Origin of the sequence: Sphingopyxis sp. (assembly GCF_025869345.1) — a bacterium.
Classification (GTDB): Bacteria; Pseudomonadota; Alphaproteobacteria; order Sphingomonadales; family Sphingomonadaceae; genus Sphingopyxis.
On sequence record NZ_JAOZVW010000029.1, the window covers coordinates 1 to 15,146 of the forward strand.

Sequence of the window (15,146 nt, forward strand, 5' to 3'; positions counted from 1 at the left end):
CAGCCCCAGCCCGCTCTGGACCCCCGCCTTCGCGGGGGAACAAGTTTTTCCATAATCGGACAACTGAAAGCTGAATCCCCAAAATCTCTAGAGCAAAGCGAAAGCGCTCGAAATCTGAATCACGCCGCTCGCCCCTCTTAAAGCGCCGCCACCAGCACCCCGACCGTCCCCGCGGCAACCACAAGGAAAACCGCCGCCCGCAGCGCATGGCCCGCCCATCGCCCGGCCGCCCGGCGCTCCCGAACCGGCCAATCGGCAACGGCTTCGGCGTCCCGTGCCGCACCGCTCCCGGCGCGCCGCGACGGCCCCGACGACAGCGCCGGCCCGCTGACGCCGCTTGCAAGCGCCAGTTTCTCGAAAGCGAGCGCCATCTTCTCCTCCTGAAGGCGCCGCGCGACCGCCGCCAGCCGCTCGTCGGCCGGCGCGACCGGCAGCGCATCGACCGTGCGTCCGATACTGACATCGAGCGCGTGCAGATCGTCGACCGCCTCCATTACGCGCGGCCGGTCGCCGCGTTCGACCGCGAGTTGCAGCCGCGTCAGCGACAATAGCCCCGCGCGGCAAAGCTGAAGACCCAGCGCGAGATCGGCGGCGGTTGCCGCTCCTCCGTGCGGAGATGCGCCGCGCGGCGGTGCGTCGCGCGATATGTTTCCGTTGCCGGCCGGAAGGGCGCCCATGAACCTCGCTCCTGCATCCTCATCCCCCCTTCTCTCGGCCTAGGGGCGGGCTGTTGAAAAAGGGAAGCGGCAATCCGGCCCGCCGTGTCCGCGATACGCCGGATGGTGCAAACCGGCGAAACCGGACGCACTGTCTTCGCCCACGCCGCGAACTTGTGTAGGGGCGCATCATGACCGACAGCGCGACCTCCCCGATCTGGCACCCTTTCACCCAGCACGGCCTCGGCGAGCCGATCCCGCTGATCGCCCGCGGCGAGGGCGCGCGGCTCTACGGCGCCGACGGCCGATCCTGGATCGACGCCATCTCGAGCTGGTGGGTCACGACGCACGGCCACGCGCACCCGCGCATCATGGCCGCGATCCGCGAACAGTCGGAAAAGCTCGACCAGCTCATTTTCGCGGGCTGGACGCACGAGCCCGCCGAAACGCTCGCCGCCGAGCTGATCCGCATCACCCCCGATCCGCTCACCCGCGTATTCTTCTCGGACTCGGGCTCGACCAGCGTCGAGGTCGCGCTCAAGATGGCGCTCGGCTACTGGTTCAACATCGGCGAAGCACGCAGCCGCATCCTGGTGATGGAGCACAGCTATCACGGCGACACGATCGGTGCGATGTCGGTCGGCGAGCGCGGCGTCTACAACCGCGCGTGGCAGCCTTTGCTGTTCGACGTCGGCACCATCCCCTTCCCGCACGAAGGGCAGGAGCAGGCCGCGCTCGACGCGCTCGAAGCCGCCTGCGCTGAAAAGCCGGCCGCCTTCATCGTCGAGCCTTTGATTCTCGGCGCCGGCGGCATGCTGATCTATCCCGCCTGGGTGCTCGCCGAAATGCGCGCGATCTGCGCCCGCCACGGCGTCCTCTTCATCGCCGACGAGGTGATGACCGGCTGGGGCCGCACCGGCACCCGCTTCGCCTGCGACCAGGCGGGGGTGATCCCCGATATCGTCTGCCTGTCGAAAGGGCTGACCGGCGGCGCGATCCCGCTCGCGGTGACCTTGTGCAACGAGCCGATCTTCGCCGCGCATCTCTCGACCGACCGCGCGAAGACCTTCTATCATTCGTCGAGCTACACCGCGAACCCGATCGCCTGCGCCGCCGCGGTCGCCAATCTCTCCATCTGGCGTGACGAGCCCGTCCAGCAGCGCATCGACGCCCTCGCCGACGCGCAGGCCGCGCACCTGGCGATGCTGGCATCCGACCCGCGCGCGCAAAACCTCCGCCGCCTCGGCACGATCGCCGCCTTCGACATCGTCGCTCCGGACGCGGGCTATCTCTCGGCGCTCGCCCCCCGCCTGATCGCCCATTACCGCGACCGCGGCGTCCTCCTCCGCCCGCTCGGCAACACCGTCTACGTCATGCCCCCCTATTGCATCACGCGCGACGAACTGGCGCAGGTATGGGGGGCGATAGGAGCGTCGCTGGACGATCTTTGACGCCGCGACAGCATTCTAGAAGGTGCCGTTCTCTCCCCTCCCTGAAAGGGAGGGGTCGGGGGTGGGTGGCCGCCGAAGGCGGCGCTCTTTCTTCCGGCTCGCTACGCTCGCTACCCACCCCTAACCCCTCCCTTTCAGGGAGGGGAATGGTTTACATCCGCCTTAAGCCGCCCCCAATTCGGCTGAGGTTCATCTTCGCCGCCTATACCGGCCCGCAGGGGACGGTCGTCAGGGAATGCACATAATGAAAAGACCCGCCCCGTTTCTCGTTCTCCTCTTCGCGCTCGCCGCGCCGGCGCACGCGCAGGACGAGGATCTGGCCCAGACCGGCTCTCCCCCCGAACGCGTGTCGGTGCTCTACACCTACGGCAACGAACCCTGCCCCGAACCGAAGGAGGACGAGATCGTCGTCTGCGCGCAGCAGCCCGAATCCGACCGCTATCGCGTCCCCAAGGCGCTGCGCCACAAGGAAGAGGATAATGCCGTCGGCGGCGGCTCCTGGGCTTCGGCGGTCGAGGGCAATACTTACGGGGCGGCCGCGGCGAGCCGGCCGAACAGTTGCTCGCCGGTCGGCAGCTACGGCTACACCGGCTGCACCGCCGCCGCGCTCCGCCAGTGGTTCGCCGAGCGCCGCGCGATGGGCGCCGCGAAAAAGGGCGCCGCCGCCGCCGCACAGAATTGACGCTGCCCCTGTCGTTCGCCTAGCCTGCGCCTCCCCCAAACAGGAGGTTCCCCCATGCGCCGCTTCGCTCCCCTCGCCGCCGTCCTGCTCGCCGCCGTCGCGGTGCCCGCCGTCATCGCCCAGCCGCCCGCGAGCGCGCCCGGCGCCCCCGACCGGAGCCGCGTCACCGCGGGCACCTACGCCGCCGATCCCAATCACACGATGGTCGTCTGGAAACTCGATCACCTCGGCTTCAGCAACTACACCGGCATTTTCGGCGACGTCACCGGCACGCTCGTCCTCGATCCCGCCAATCCCGCCGCGGCGAAGGTCGACGTGACGATCCCGATCGCCAAGGTCACCACCGCGAGCGCGGGCCTCACCGGCCACCTGCTCCGCCCCGGCAAGGACGACGCCAAGCCCGATTTCTTCGGCCCCACACCCGCCGACGCCCGCTTCGTCTCGACCCGCGTCGTCCTCGATGACGACGGCGACGAGGCAAAGGTCACCGGCGACCTCACCCTCAACGGCGTCACCCGCCCGGTGACGCTCGACGTTGATTTCCACGGCGCCGGCGCGATGGGCGGCAAGCAGACCGTCGGCTTCGAGGCCGAAGCGACGATCCGCCGCAGCGACTTCGGCCTCGGCTTCGGCGTCCCGATGGTCGGCGACGAGGTCGAGCTCGAAATCCACGCGGCGTTCGAGAAGCAATAGCGCCATAACTTTCGTCATTCCCGCGAAAGCGGGAACCCAGCGAAACGAAGAACCGGCGCGGTAGCGCTGCATCCGAACCGGCGACCGAACACCCGCGCCAGCCCTCTTTCTTCGCGCCTTTGCGCCTTTGCGTGAAACCGGAAAAACCTCACGCAAAGGCGCAAAGGCACGAAGATAAGGTGAAGAACCGGGTTCCCGCTTGCGCGAGAATGACGAACGTGGATGTCGCGCCCATCCCGCGAAATTTTCGCAGCTTCCGCTTGCATCGCAGGGCATTTTGCATCATGGGGTCGGCCATGCGCGGCAACGCCCTTCTTCTTCTGCGACTTACACGCCCTTGGGCGTGACACTGGCTGCGCGCTAGTCGCGGCCACCCGCTCAAGGGTCCGATCGACACAGCATAGCAACCGACAGCAGAAGAAGTTTTCCCATGACCATGCTCCGCGACCCCTCGGTCAAATATTCGGCCTTCCCGCAGGTTCCCCTGGCGAACCGCGAATGGCCCGGCCGCGTCACCACCCAGGCGCCGATCTGGCTCTCTACCGACCTGCGCGACGGCAACCAGTCGCTGATCGACCCGATGGACGCCGAAAAGAAGACCCGCTTCTTCGACCTGCTCGTCAAAAGCGGGTTCAAGGAGATCGAGGTCGGCTTCCCCGCCAGCGGCGCGACCGATTTCGACTATATCCAGAACCTCGTCCGCTCGGGCCGTATCCCCGACGACGTCACGCCGCAGGTACTGACGCAGAGCCGCGCCGACCTGATCCGCACCAGCTTCGACAGCCTCGCGGGCGCCAAGACCGCGATCGTCCACGTCTATAACGCGGTCAGCCCCGCGTGGCGCAAGATCGTCTTCGGCATGGAGATGGACGAGATCAAGCAAATCGCGATCGAGGGTGCGAAGCAGCTCCGCGACAATGCCGCGCGCCTCCCGCAAACGAACTGGCGCTTCGAATACAGCCCCGAAACCTTCTCGACCGCCGAGCTCGATTTCAGCATCGCCTGCTGCGAGGCGGTGATGGAGATCCTCCAACCGACCGCCGAAAACCCGATCATCCTCAACCTGCCCGCGACGGTCGAGGCGGCGACGGCGAACATCTACGCCGACCAGATCGAATATTTCTGCAAGAACCTGCCGAACCGCGACCGCGCGATCATATCCTTGCACACCCACAACGACCGCGGCACCGGCGTCGCGGCGGCCGAGCTCGGCCTGCTCGCGGGCGCCGACCGCGTCGAGGGCTGCCTGTTCGGCAATGGCGAGCGCACCGGCAACACCTGCCTCGTCACCGTCGCGCTCAACATGTACACGCAGGGCGTCGACCCGCAGCTCGACTTCTCGAACATCGACGAGGTCATCCAGACGGTCGAATATTGCAACAATTTGCCCGTCCACCCGCGCCACCCCTATGGCGGCGAGCTGGTCTACACCGCTTTCTCGGGCAGCCATCAGGATGCGATCAAGAAGGGCTTCGCCGCGCGCGAACGCCAGAACGACGAGAAGTGGGAAGTCCCTTACCTCCCCATCGACCCCGCCGATCTCGGCCGCAGCTACGAAGCGGTGATCCGCGTCAACAGCCAGTCGGGCAAGGGCGGCGTCGCCTGGGTGCTCGAACAGGACAAGGGCCTGAAACTGCCCAAGAAGATGCAGGCAAGCTTCAGCCACGTCGTCCAGGCCGTCGCCGACGAAACGAGCCGCGAACTCGGCGCCGACGACATCTGGCAGGCGTTCGAGCGCACCTATCTCGCCGAGAGCGGCAAGCGCTTCCAACTCGTCGACTGGGCCGAAACCCACAGCGGCGCCGACCGCATCTTCGCCGGCAAGCTCACCATCGACGGCGCCGAACGCAGCGTCAGCGGCCGCGGCAACGGCCTGATGAGCAGCGTCGTCGCCGCGCTCGCCGAGAGCGGCGGCCCGCTGCTCGACATCGTCGACTACAGCGAACACGCGATCGGCCAGGGCAGCAACGTACAGGCCGCGGCGTACGTCGAATGCCGGACGGCGGACGGGAAGAGCCTGTTCGGCTGCGGGCTGGACACCGACGTCGCGACGGCAAGCGTGCGGGCGATCTTGTCGGCTGCGAACGGCGCCTGAGCCCCCTCCCCGCGAGCGCCAGACCGTCGTCTGCTCTGGGGTGGGGAACAGCCACTACCCCACCTTCGTCATTCCCGCGCAAGCGGGAACCCAGCGTGGCGAACAACCAGCGCGGCAGCGCTGTATCCCAACGTCGCACTCGGGTTCCCGCTTACGCGGGAATGACGAAGGTCGTGGAAACAGCCCATAACCTTGACTTTTCGGACCCAATCCCCCATATCGGCGCCGCTAACGTCGCCTGCGACGGAAATTTGATGTCCTTGGACCTGGCGTCCTGCGGCGGATTCTTCCCTTCACACGCTACCAGCTCCGCCGGCGCTTCCTGCCGGGGGAACCCTCTTTGTTTTTCGTGAAAGGAAAACCATCATGCCGATCGGCACCGTCAAATTTTTCAGCCAGGACAAGGGCTATGGCTTCATCGAGAATGAGGACGGCTCGGGCGACAATTTCGTCCATATCACTGCCGTCCAGAGCGCCGGGATGACCACGCTGAACAAGGATCAGCGCGTTTCCTACGACCTCGAAACCGGCCGTAACGGCAAGACTTCGGCGATCAACCTCCAGTCGGCCTGACCCTTGGCCAAAGAGGAATTGATGACCTTCGACGGGCAGATCGACGAGATCCTGCCCGACGGACGCTTCGGCGTCGTGCTCGAAAACGGGCACCGTGTGATCGTCTATACGGCTGGCCGGATGCGGCGTTTCCGCATCCGGTCGGTCGTCGGCGACGCCGTCCGCGTCGAAATGACGCCTTATGACCTGACCAAGGGCCGCCTCGTCTACCGCGAACGCGGGAGCGGGCCGGTTCCCCCCAGCCAGCGCAAACGGCGCGGGCTTTGACCGCAGGAGCCGGTGCGGAACCGCGCCGGCTTCCAACAACCAAAACACTTAAAATCAAAGATAAAGATGATGACTATGATCAACAACAACTCGATTTTCCCCGCTCTGCCCGCACTGTCGCTGGCCGGAAAGGCGCAGACGGCGATCCTGCCGCGCCGCCGCCGCCCGACGCTGTCGCGCCGCGAGCTTCGGCGTATCATCGCCGACATGGTCGATTGACCCAAAGCTGAAAGGAGGCGCCGCCGTGTCGGCCACCATCGATTTCTATCTCGCCCAGGCCGAAAAATGCACGGCGGAGGCCGAAACCTCGCCGCTGACCCAGGTCCGCGACCGCAACCTGCGCGCCGCCGCGGCGTGGCAGGCGATGGCCGACAAGCTGCTCGACGCCGAACGGCTGCGCGCCGAAAAGGACCGGCACGCCGCCACCGCGGCGCAGGGTTGAGCGCCGCGGGCCGTCCGCGGCCTCCCTCACGCTTCGCCCCGCGGCCCTGACATTATCGCTATGCCATCCTCTCTTGCGTGACCTTCCGTTTACGTTAAGGTCAGTTTCAAACCGCAACCGGAGAGACTGATTCATGGCCCTTCCCCCGATCTTCGACCGCCTGCGCCTGCCCGTCATCGGATCGCCGCTGTTCATCGTGTCGGGTCCAGACCTCGTCATCGCCCAGTGCAAGGCGGGGGTGGTCGGCAGCTTTCCCGCCCTGAACGCCCGCCCGCAGTCGCTGCTCGACGAATGGCTGCACCGGATCACCGAGGAGCTTGCGGCGTGGGACCGCGCCAACCCCGACCGCCTGTCGGCCCCCTTCGCGGTCAACCAGATCGTCCATAAATCGAACGACCGGCTCGAAGCCGACATCGCGACCTGCGAAAAATGGAAGGTGCCGATCACCATCACCTCGCTCGGTGCGCGTGAGGAGCTCAATCAGGCGGTGCATGGCTGGGGCGGCATCACCCTGCACGACGTCATCGACGATCGCTTTGCGCGCAAGGCGGTCGAAAAGGGCGCCGACGGGCTGATCCCGGTCGCGGCGGGCGCGGGCGGCCATGCCGGCCGCCAGTCGCCCTTCGCGCTGATCCAGGAAATCCGCGAATGGTTCGACGGCCCCGTCGCGCTGTCGGGGGCGATCGGCCACGGCCGCTCGATCCTCGCCGCGCAGGCCTGCGGCGCCGACCTCGCCTATATCGGCAGCGCCTTCATCGCGACCGCCGAGGCCAATGCCGAGGACGGCTACAAAAACGGCATCGTCGAGGGGCGCGCCGCCGACATCGTCTATTCCAACCTCTTCACCGGCGTTCACGGCAATTATCTCCGCCAGTCGATCGTCGCGGCGGGAATGGACCCCGACGCGCTGCCCGAAGGCGACCTCAAGACGATGAATTTCGGCTCGGGCGGCAACACCAAGGCGAAGGCGTGGAAGGACATCTGGGGATCGGGCCAGGGGATCGGCGCGATCCGCGGCGTGCGCCCGGTCGCCGATTTCGTCGCCGAGCTCGAAGCGCAATATATCGCCGCGCGCCGCGAGCTTGAGGCGAAAGTCCGGCTCTAAACCCCACCGAACAGCCGCCCGATCGCGTCGTCGAGATAGGGGCGGTCGGCGAACAGCCGCATCGGGTCGCGGCGGTTGAGCCAGAAGGCACCGCCGTGCCGGTCGGTCAGCGCCCGCCGCATCACGTCCTGCAACAGGCGCAGCCGCATCGTCGCGGTCCGCCGCGCGGCGCCGGGATCGGCGGGCGCCTGCAACGCGAAATGGGCGCGAATCCGCTCGACCCGTGCCGCCAGCACATCGTTGTAATCGCGGTGCGGCCCGCGATGGAGCGCATGGCCCGACGACAGCGCCGCGCTCTCGCACGCCGGCAGCATCAACCCGTTGCGGTCGAAGCGGTGCAGCGCAAAGCCATCGGCGCGCAGTTGATCGAACATCGCCGCCATTTGCGGCCGCCGCAACAATCCGACCGGGATCAGATGGTGGCGCTGGAAACCGGCACGGGGCGGCGGTGCGCCTTGCCACCAGCGCCCCGCCATCAAAGGTCGCTGCCGAATTCCACGCGGACGGTGCCGCTCCCGTCCGCTTCATCCGCCACCGGGGTCAACGACACCCACTCGCCGGGGTCGAGACCGCGGAGCCGCCGCGGCGCGGCGACCGGGCCATTCAACAGGATGTCGAGCGCCAGCCGCGCCAGCCGCCGGACCATTTCGGCGACCGTCCAGCCCGCGGGAATCCGCCCCTCGACCTCCTGCCCGCCGAACAGCGCCAGCCCCCGGGTGCGGACGATCGCGCCGCCGGGCGCATCGCTGCGGCGAAAGGCGATCAGATGCAGCACCGGCGGCATCCCGCTCGCCAGCATCTCGGCGATCGCATTGCGGAACTGGGGCGCGTCGGTCCACAACCGTGCAGGCGCCCAGAAAATATGGCTCGCGTCGAACAGGTCGATCAGCAGCACCATCGCCTTGAAGAACTCGCGCAAGCGCATCGCCAGATTCCCGGCGGTATCGGGGCCTCCTGCCGCCTCCGGAATCACCGCCCACACACGCCCCGCATCGCGCCATGTCTCGTCCAGGCGCGATGCGAGCTGGCTGGTCGCGGGGTGCAACGGATCGGCGAGGTCGAGCGCATAGGCCGACGCACGCCCGATCAGCGCCGAGGTCGATCCGAACCGCACGCGAATCAGTGACGCCTCGGCGCGCCTATCCTTCGTCGTCACGGTTTCGGGGCGAAGCCCCATGCGGCGGAGCGCGCCCAGGAATCCGGCTTCGCCGCCGTCGTCCATTCTCCCGACGATCAGCGCAAAGGGTTCCGGCACCACCGGCATGATCGGCCTGTTGCTGCTCTCCGTCCGCATGTCGCTGGTCGCCCTGCCCGAGGGATCGATCCTGCATCGCAAGACTTGTCCGAATGTTCAAACGCTTATTCTGACATTGCGGTAAGTTAACCCGGCGAACGTCAGATCGCGACCTGACTCCCCAGTTCGACCACACGGTTCGTCGGCAGGCGGAAATATTCCATCGCGCTTTCCGAGTTGCGCAGCATCCAGGCGAAGAGTTTCTCGCGCCAGATCGGCATACCCGGCTTGCTCGCGGCGATCAGCGTCTGGCGCGACAGGAAGAAGCTCGTCTCGAGCATCTTGAACTCGCCGCCGCAGCCGGTGACGCGCTTCAACGCCTCGGGAACGTCGACCGGCTGCATGAAGCCGTAGTTCAGCACCAGCCGGTGGAATCCCTGCCCCAGGTCGTCGAGCTGGCAGAGCCGCTCTTCCTGCACGAAAGGCACGTCGGCGATCTTGATCGTCAGCAGGATGATGCGTTCGTGCAGCACCTTGTTGTGCTTGAGGTTATGGAGCAGCGCGTGCGGCACCCCGTCGGACGAGGAGGTCATGAACACCGCGGTCCCCGGCACCCGCGTCGCGCTGTTCGCGGCCGATTTCACGAACACCGGGATCGGCATCGCGCCCTCGGCCATTTCCTGCTGCATCAGCTTGCGCCCGCGCGACCAGGTCGTCAGCATGGTGAAGATGGTCAGGCCGATCGCCAGCGGCACCCAGCCACCGTCGGGCACCTTGATCAGGTTGGCGCCGAGATAGGCGATGTCGACGATGAAGAAGACGGCGAGGATCGGGATCGCCTTCCACGCCGGCCAGCGCCACAGCACGAACAGCACGACGCTCATCAGGCAGGTGTCGATGAACATCGCCCCCGTCACCGCGATACCATAGGCGGCCGCAAGGTTGCTCGACGATCCGAAGAAGAGGACGAGCAGGATGACCATCACCATCAGCCCCCAGTTGACCACGGGGATATAGATCTGCCCCTGCGCCGAGGCGCTGGTGTGGTCGACGCGCAGACGCGGCATGAAGCCGAGCTGGATCGCCTGCTGGGTGAGCGAGAAGGCGCCCGAGATCACCGCCTGGCTGGCGATGATCGTCGCGAGCATCGCGAGCAGCACCACCGGCACTTTCCACGCCTCGGGCATCATCAGGAAGAAGGGGTCCTGGATGAGCTGCGCGGTCGGTGCGACCTCGCCCGCGAGCACCATCGCGCCCTGCCCCATGTAATTGAGCATCAGCGCGGGCAGCACGAAGCAGAGCCACGACAGCCCGATCGGCGCGCGCCCGAAATGCCCCATGTCGGCATAGAGCGCCTCCGCCCCCGTCACCGCGAGCACCACCGCGCCGAGCGCGACGAAGGCGGTGAAGCCGTCGAGCCAGAAGAAGCGCAACGCGTTGATCGGGTTGAGCGTGTGCATCACGATCGACGGATGATCGACGATATGCGTCACCCCCAGAATCGCGAGCATCAGAAAATAACAGAGCATGATCGGGCCGAAGAGCATCCCGACCTTTGCCGTCCCGCGCGACTGGATCGCGAAAAGCCCGATCAGGATCGCAAGCGCGATCGGCACGATATAGGGCTCGAACCCCCGGCTCACATATTGCAGGCCTTCGGTCGCCGACAGCACCGACATCGCCGGAGTGATCATCGAGTCGCCATAGAAGAGCGCGGTCGCGAACACGCCGAGCAGCACGATCGGCCAGGTCCAGCGCTTGCCCTCCGACGAGCGGCTGATCAGCGCGAGCAGCGCGAGGCTGCCCCCCTCGCCCTTGTTGTCGGCCTTCATGATCGTCAGCACATATTTGAAGGTCACGACGAGCATCATCGACCAGAAGACGAGGCTCAGCACGCCATAGATGTGCAGCCGGTCGACCTCGATCGAATGATGGCCGGCGAAGGTTTCGCGGAACGCATAGAGCGGGCTCGTGCCGATGTCGCCGAACACGACGCCGACCGCGCCGACGGCAAGCTTCAGCTTGCTGTCGCCCTGATGGCCGTGGCCCATATGGGCGATGGAGGCGGCGGGGGCGGCGCGGGTGGCGTCGCCGGCCGCTTGGTGCGACTCGGCAGTCATGGCGCGCGCTTTAGACGAGCCCGCGGAAGGATAATAGGTTCCAAATCGGGACGCGCCTCAGGGCCCGGCCGGCGACTCGGGCGGCAGTTCGGGCCCCAACGCCTGGCGAAGCTGCGTCAGCCGCATTTCGAGGTCGGGCCGCCACGGCGCGTCGGCGGGCGAGCGCTGCAAAAGCCGGTTCCAAACCGCCTCGGCGCCTTTCAGGTCGCCGCTCTGCGCCATCGCCAGCCCCGCGAAGAAAGGCGGCGCCGGATGGCTGGGATCGCGCTTCGCTGCCTCGTCGAAGGCAAGCGCCGCCGCGGGCGACATCACCCCGCCACCATGCGCGACAAGCGCATTGCCGAGCCCGACCCACAGATCGACATTGTCGGGATAGCGCTCGATCCCCTTTTCGAGCGTCTGCGCCGCAAGTTCTGTCTTGCCGGTGCGCATGAAGCCGTCGGACATGCCGATCCATTGCGCCGCCGGGCCGAAGCGATTGGCCATCCCCTGCTGGCGGTCGGTGATCGCTTCGCCGAATCCGTCGGGCTCGGCTGCTTTCGCGACCGGCTGGCCGGGCAGCGCTGGACTGCCCTGCAAGGCATAGCCGGCGAGCCCCAGCATCACCGCCGCGCCCGCAAGCGGCCGCGATGCGGCAGGCAAGCGGCCGAGCCAGAAGATGCCGAGGATGGTCAGCGCGGCTGCAAGCAATATCCAGAGCCAGATCATGCCTCGCCCTCCCCGTCCGCTTCGCCGCGCCGGAAGCGCCCGAAGGCGAGCCAGCCGCCGAGCGCGAGGAACAGCAGCGGTCCCAGCCACAGCAGCGCGGTCGCCGCATCGAAGGGCGGGTCATAGCTCACCCAGTTTCCATAGCGCGCGACGAGCCATTTGCGGATCGCATCGGGGCTTTCGCCCGCCGCGATCTTGGTGCGCACCTCGTGCCGCATGTCGCCCGCGAGCGGCGCGTCGCTGTCGGCGATCGACTGCCCCTGACAGACGAGACAGCGCAGCGTCTCCATCAGCGCCTTCGCCTTCGCCTCCTCGGCCGGATCGCGAAGCTGCTGATAGGCATAGGGCGCGGGCGGCAGACGATCCTGCGCGGTGGCGGGCGTGATGAACGCTGCCAACAACAGAAGCGTTCCCCCGCGAAGGCGGGGGCCCAGAGCGGCAAGGAGCAACCGCAGCACAAGAACGCCCTGGGTCCCCGCCTTCGCGGGGACGCACGAAGAGAGGTCCGGCTTGTCCCTCACTTCATCTTCTCCAGCTTGGCGACGATCTCGGGCACCTGATCGGCGAGGATCACGCCCTGAATCTGCTCGCGAATAATCCCCTTGCCGTCGATCAGGAAGGTTTCGGGAACCCCCGACGATCCAAGCGCGATCTGCACGCTGCTCTGCACGTCCGAGCCGATCCGCTCGAACGGATTGCCGTTTTCCCGCAGGAACTGCGCGACATCCTCGGGCCGGTCGCGGATCGCGATGCCGTCGATCGGCACGCCCGCGGCCTTCAGCGCTTCGAGCTGCGGCGCCTCGGCACGGCACGGGATGCACCAGCTCGCGAAGACATTGACCAGCCGCGGCTTGCCGTCGGCGAGCTGGCTGCTCTTCAGCCCCTCGATCCCCGCGGCCGCGGGCGGCAGGTCGAACAAGGGCATCGGCTTGTCGATCCATTGCGACTGGATCAGCGTGTCGTTCGGCACCGTCAGGCGATAGATGAAGGCGCCGAACAGCAGCGCCATCATCGCCAGCGGCACGAACAGGACCCAGCGGCTTCTCATGCGAAACGCTCCTGCGCTTTGCGAGCGCGGCGCGCGCGCCAGATTTCGAGCAGTTGCGCGCGCCCGAGCAGCGACAGCGCCGCGCCGATCGCGATCAGCGCCCCGCCGAGCCATATCCACCACACCAGCGGCTTCCACCACAGGCGAAGCTGATAGCGGTCGGCGGTTCCGTCGGGTCCGGTCACCGGCTGCCCCAGCACCGCGTAAAGCTGCCCGCCCGGCCGCGTCAGCAAGGCCGCTTCATTGGTCTCGGTCGGCGGCCCGCCCATCAGCCCGGGAAAGGTCCGCGCCGCGGGATGGAGCGTGAAGGAGGCACCCGACGGCGTCGTCGCGATCAGCGTGCCCTCGATCGCCGTATAGTTCGGCCCCGCGATCGGCTTGACGCCTGCAAATTTTACCGAGAAATCGCCGACCGTCACCGTCTCGCCCGGCGCCGCGGCGACGAGCCGTTCCTTGATGAAGGCGCTTTCGGCGCCCATCCCGGCCAGCGCGACGGCGACCCCGAAATGCGCGATCACCATGCCCCACGTCGGCAACGGCGTGCGGCGGAGGTTGCGGCCCCAGAGGGGCGCGAGGCTCGCGACCCCGACCAGCCCCGCGACCGTCATGCCGAGCAACGGCAGCACCCCGACCTTGCCCCCGAACAGGACCAGCCCGAACAGCACGATCATCGCCGCCAGCACCGCGACCGGCAAGCGCGACCAGAGCTTCTTGCCGTCGTCCCTGCGCCAGCTCAGCAGCGGCCCCGTCACCATGACGAGGCAGAGGATCAGCGCCAGCGGCCCCGCGACCTTGTTGTAATAGGGCGGGCCGACCGAAATCTTCTCCCCCATCGCCTCGGCGACGATCGGATAGAGAGTGCCGAGCAGCACGAGCGCGAGGATCGTCGTCAGCAGCAGATTGTTGATGACCAGCGATCCCTCGCGGCTCAGCAGCGCGAATTTCTTGCCCTCGGCGACCGCGCCTGCCCGGAACGCGAAGAGGGTCAGCGCGCCGCCGATATAGATGAACATCAATGCGAGCAGGAAGGTGCCGCGTTCGGGATCGACCGCGAAGCTGTGAACGCTGGTGAGCAGCCCCGACCGGACGATGAAGGTGCCGACCATCGACATCGAGAAAGCGATCACCGCGAGCATCACCGTCCACGCGCGCAGCGCGTTGCGCGTCGCGGTGACGCTCACCGAATGGAGCAAGGCGGCACCCGCGAGCCACGGGATCAGCGACACATTTTCGACCGGATCCCAGAACCACCAGCCGCCCCAGCCGAGCTCATAATAGGCCCAGTAACTGCCCGCCGTGATCCCCAGCGTCAGGAAAATCCAGCTCCCCAGCACCCACGGCCGCATCGCGCGCGCGAAGGCGGGGCCGATCTCGCGCGTGATCAGCGCCCCGACCGCGAAGCTGAAGGCGACCGAAATCCCGACATAGCCGATGTAGAGCGTCGGCGGATGAAAGGCGAGGCCGGGGTCCTGGAGCAGCGGGTTGAGCCCCTGCCCGTCGGGCGGCGCGACGGGCAGCCGCTTGAACGGATTCGACGAGAAAAGCAGGAACGCGAAGAAGCCGAGGCTGAGCGCCGCCTGCGCCGCGAGCGTCGCGACGAGCGTGTCCTTGCGCAGCCGTTTCTCGAAGATCGCGACAAGCGCGCCCGACAGGCCCAGGATCGTCAGCCACAGCAGCATCGATCCTTCGTGATTGCCCCACGCCCCCGCCACCTTGAACAGCATCGGCTTCAGGCTGTGGCTGTTGCGCACGACGAGCTCGACCGACATGTCGGATCGCACGAACAGGGTGATGAGCAGCAGGAAGGCGACGGCGGTCAGCACCCCCTGTGCGACGCTCGCCGGCCGCACCAGCGCCGCGAGATCGTCCTTGCCAGTGCGGACATAGAGGATGCCCGCAACGAGCGACAGGCAGGCGAGCGCCGCCGCGATCCACAGGAGGGCAAGGCCAAGTTCGGCGATCATGCGACCTCACCTTTATGCTCGCACCTAACCCCTACCTCGTCACCCCGGACTTGATCCGGGGTCCCGCTTTTCCAACGTCGCTGAGCGGGACCCCGGATCAAGTCCGGG

17 protein-coding genes are annotated in these 15,146 nt (G+C 67.1%); 9 read left to right on the forward strand and 8 right to left on the reverse strand.

Features of this window, described 5'->3' with window-relative positions; genetic code table 11:
• Positions 1-137: 137 nt before the first annotated feature.
• On the reverse strand, positions 138-677 hold the full coding sequence (locus OJI97_RS03040; protein ID WP_297661034.1) for a hypothetical protein: 540 nt from the start codon (positions 675-677) through the stop codon (positions 138-140).
• Positions 678-847: 170 nt separating this feature from the next.
• Here OJI97_RS03040 and OJI97_RS03045 point away from each other — a divergent pair, with 170 nt between their 5' ends.
• The 9 genes from OJI97_RS03045 (at position 848) to OJI97_RS03085 (ending at position 7,964) form a co-directional block, all read left to right on the forward strand.
• A complete protein-coding gene (locus OJI97_RS03045; RefSeq protein ID WP_297661036.1) occupies positions 848-2,107 on the forward strand; it encodes an adenosylmethionine--8-amino-7-oxononanoate transaminase in 1,260 nt (419 codons plus the stop codon).
• A gap of 244 nt (positions 2,108-2,351) precedes the next feature.
• On the forward strand, positions 2,352-2,789 hold the full coding sequence (locus tag OJI97_RS03050; RefSeq protein WP_297661038.1) for a hypothetical protein: 438 nt from the start codon (positions 2,352-2,354) through the stop codon (positions 2,787-2,789).
• A gap of 54 nt (positions 2,790-2,843) precedes the next feature.
• Positions 2,844-3,482, forward strand: a complete 639-nt coding sequence (locus OJI97_RS03055) for a YceI family protein (protein WP_297661040.1) — start codon at positions 2,844-2,846, stop codon at positions 3,480-3,482.
• 430 nt (positions 3,483-3,912) lie between these two features.
• Positions 3,913-5,577, forward strand: a complete 1,665-nt coding sequence (gene leuA, locus OJI97_RS03060; RefSeq protein WP_297661042.1) for a 2-isopropylmalate synthase — start codon at positions 3,913-3,915, stop codon at positions 5,575-5,577.
• Between the two features lie 366 nt (positions 5,578-5,943).
• Positions 5,944-6,150, forward strand: a complete 207-nt coding sequence (locus OJI97_RS03065; RefSeq protein WP_257543305.1) for a cold-shock protein — start codon at positions 5,944-5,946, stop codon at positions 6,148-6,150.
• A 3-nt stretch (positions 6,151-6,153) separates the two neighbouring features.
• On the forward strand, positions 6,154-6,417 hold the full coding sequence (gene infA, locus OJI97_RS03070) for a translation initiation factor IF-1 (protein ID WP_297661045.1): 264 nt from the start codon (positions 6,154-6,156) through the stop codon (positions 6,415-6,417).
• Positions 6,418-6,483: 66 nt separating this feature from the next.
• Entirely contained in the window at positions 6,484-6,636 is a 153-nt protein-coding gene (locus OJI97_RS03075) for a hypothetical protein (protein WP_297661047.1), read from the forward strand.
• Between the two features lie 25 nt (positions 6,637-6,661).
• Complete coding sequence (locus OJI97_RS03080; RefSeq protein ID WP_297661049.1) at positions 6,662-6,859, forward strand: hypothetical protein; 198 nt, start codon at positions 6,662-6,664, stop codon at positions 6,857-6,859.
• A gap of 133 nt (positions 6,860-6,992) precedes the next feature.
• Positions 6,993-7,964, forward strand: a complete 972-nt coding sequence (locus OJI97_RS03085; RefSeq protein WP_297661051.1) for a nitronate monooxygenase family protein — start codon at positions 6,993-6,995, stop codon at positions 7,962-7,964.
• On the opposite strand, the gene OJI97_RS03090 is transcribed toward OJI97_RS03085, so the two are convergent.
• From OJI97_RS03090 to OJI97_RS03120, 7 genes are all read right to left on the reverse strand, one after another.
• Positions 7,961-8,440 (reverse strand): AHH domain-containing protein, encoded by a 480-nt coding sequence (locus tag OJI97_RS03090; protein WP_297661053.1) that lies wholly within the window; start codon positions 8,438-8,440, stop codon positions 7,961-7,963. The two genes, OJI97_RS03085 and OJI97_RS03090, sit on opposite strands and share 4 nt — an antisense overlap.
• Positions 8,440-9,258 carry a hypothetical protein gene (locus OJI97_RS03095; RefSeq protein ID WP_297661055.1) on the reverse strand — a complete coding sequence of 273 codons (819 nt, stop codon included), beginning with the start codon at positions 9,256-9,258 and terminating at the stop codon, positions 8,440-8,442. Before OJI97_RS03095 ends, OJI97_RS03090 begins: the two co-directional genes overlap by 1 nt.
• Before the next feature lie 101 nt (positions 9,259-9,359).
• Positions 9,360-11,249: a potassium transporter Kup gene (locus tag OJI97_RS03100; RefSeq protein ID WP_297661063.1), complete on the reverse strand. Its 1,890-nt coding sequence runs from the start codon at positions 11,247-11,249 to the stop codon at positions 9,360-9,362.
• Between the two features lie 126 nt (positions 11,250-11,375).
• Positions 11,376-12,026: a tetratricopeptide repeat protein gene (locus OJI97_RS03105; protein ID WP_297661057.1), complete on the reverse strand. Its 651-nt coding sequence runs from the start codon at positions 12,024-12,026 to the stop codon at positions 11,376-11,378.
• Entirely contained in the window at positions 12,023-12,430 is a 408-nt protein-coding gene (locus OJI97_RS03110) for a cytochrome c-type biogenesis protein (protein ID WP_297661065.1), read from the reverse strand. Before OJI97_RS03110 ends, OJI97_RS03105 begins: the two co-directional genes overlap by 4 nt.
• A gap of 113 nt (positions 12,431-12,543) precedes the next feature.
• A complete protein-coding gene (locus OJI97_RS03115; RefSeq protein WP_297661059.1) occupies positions 12,544-13,074 on the reverse strand; it encodes a DsbE family thiol:disulfide interchange protein in 531 nt (176 codons plus the stop codon).
• Positions 13,071-15,038 (reverse strand): heme lyase CcmF/NrfE family subunit, encoded by a 1,968-nt coding sequence (locus OJI97_RS03120; RefSeq protein WP_297661060.1) that lies wholly within the window; start codon positions 15,036-15,038, stop codon positions 13,071-13,073. The genes OJI97_RS03115 and OJI97_RS03120 overlap by 4 nt, the downstream gene beginning before the upstream one ends.
• Positions 15,039-15,146: the final 108 nt, after the last annotated feature.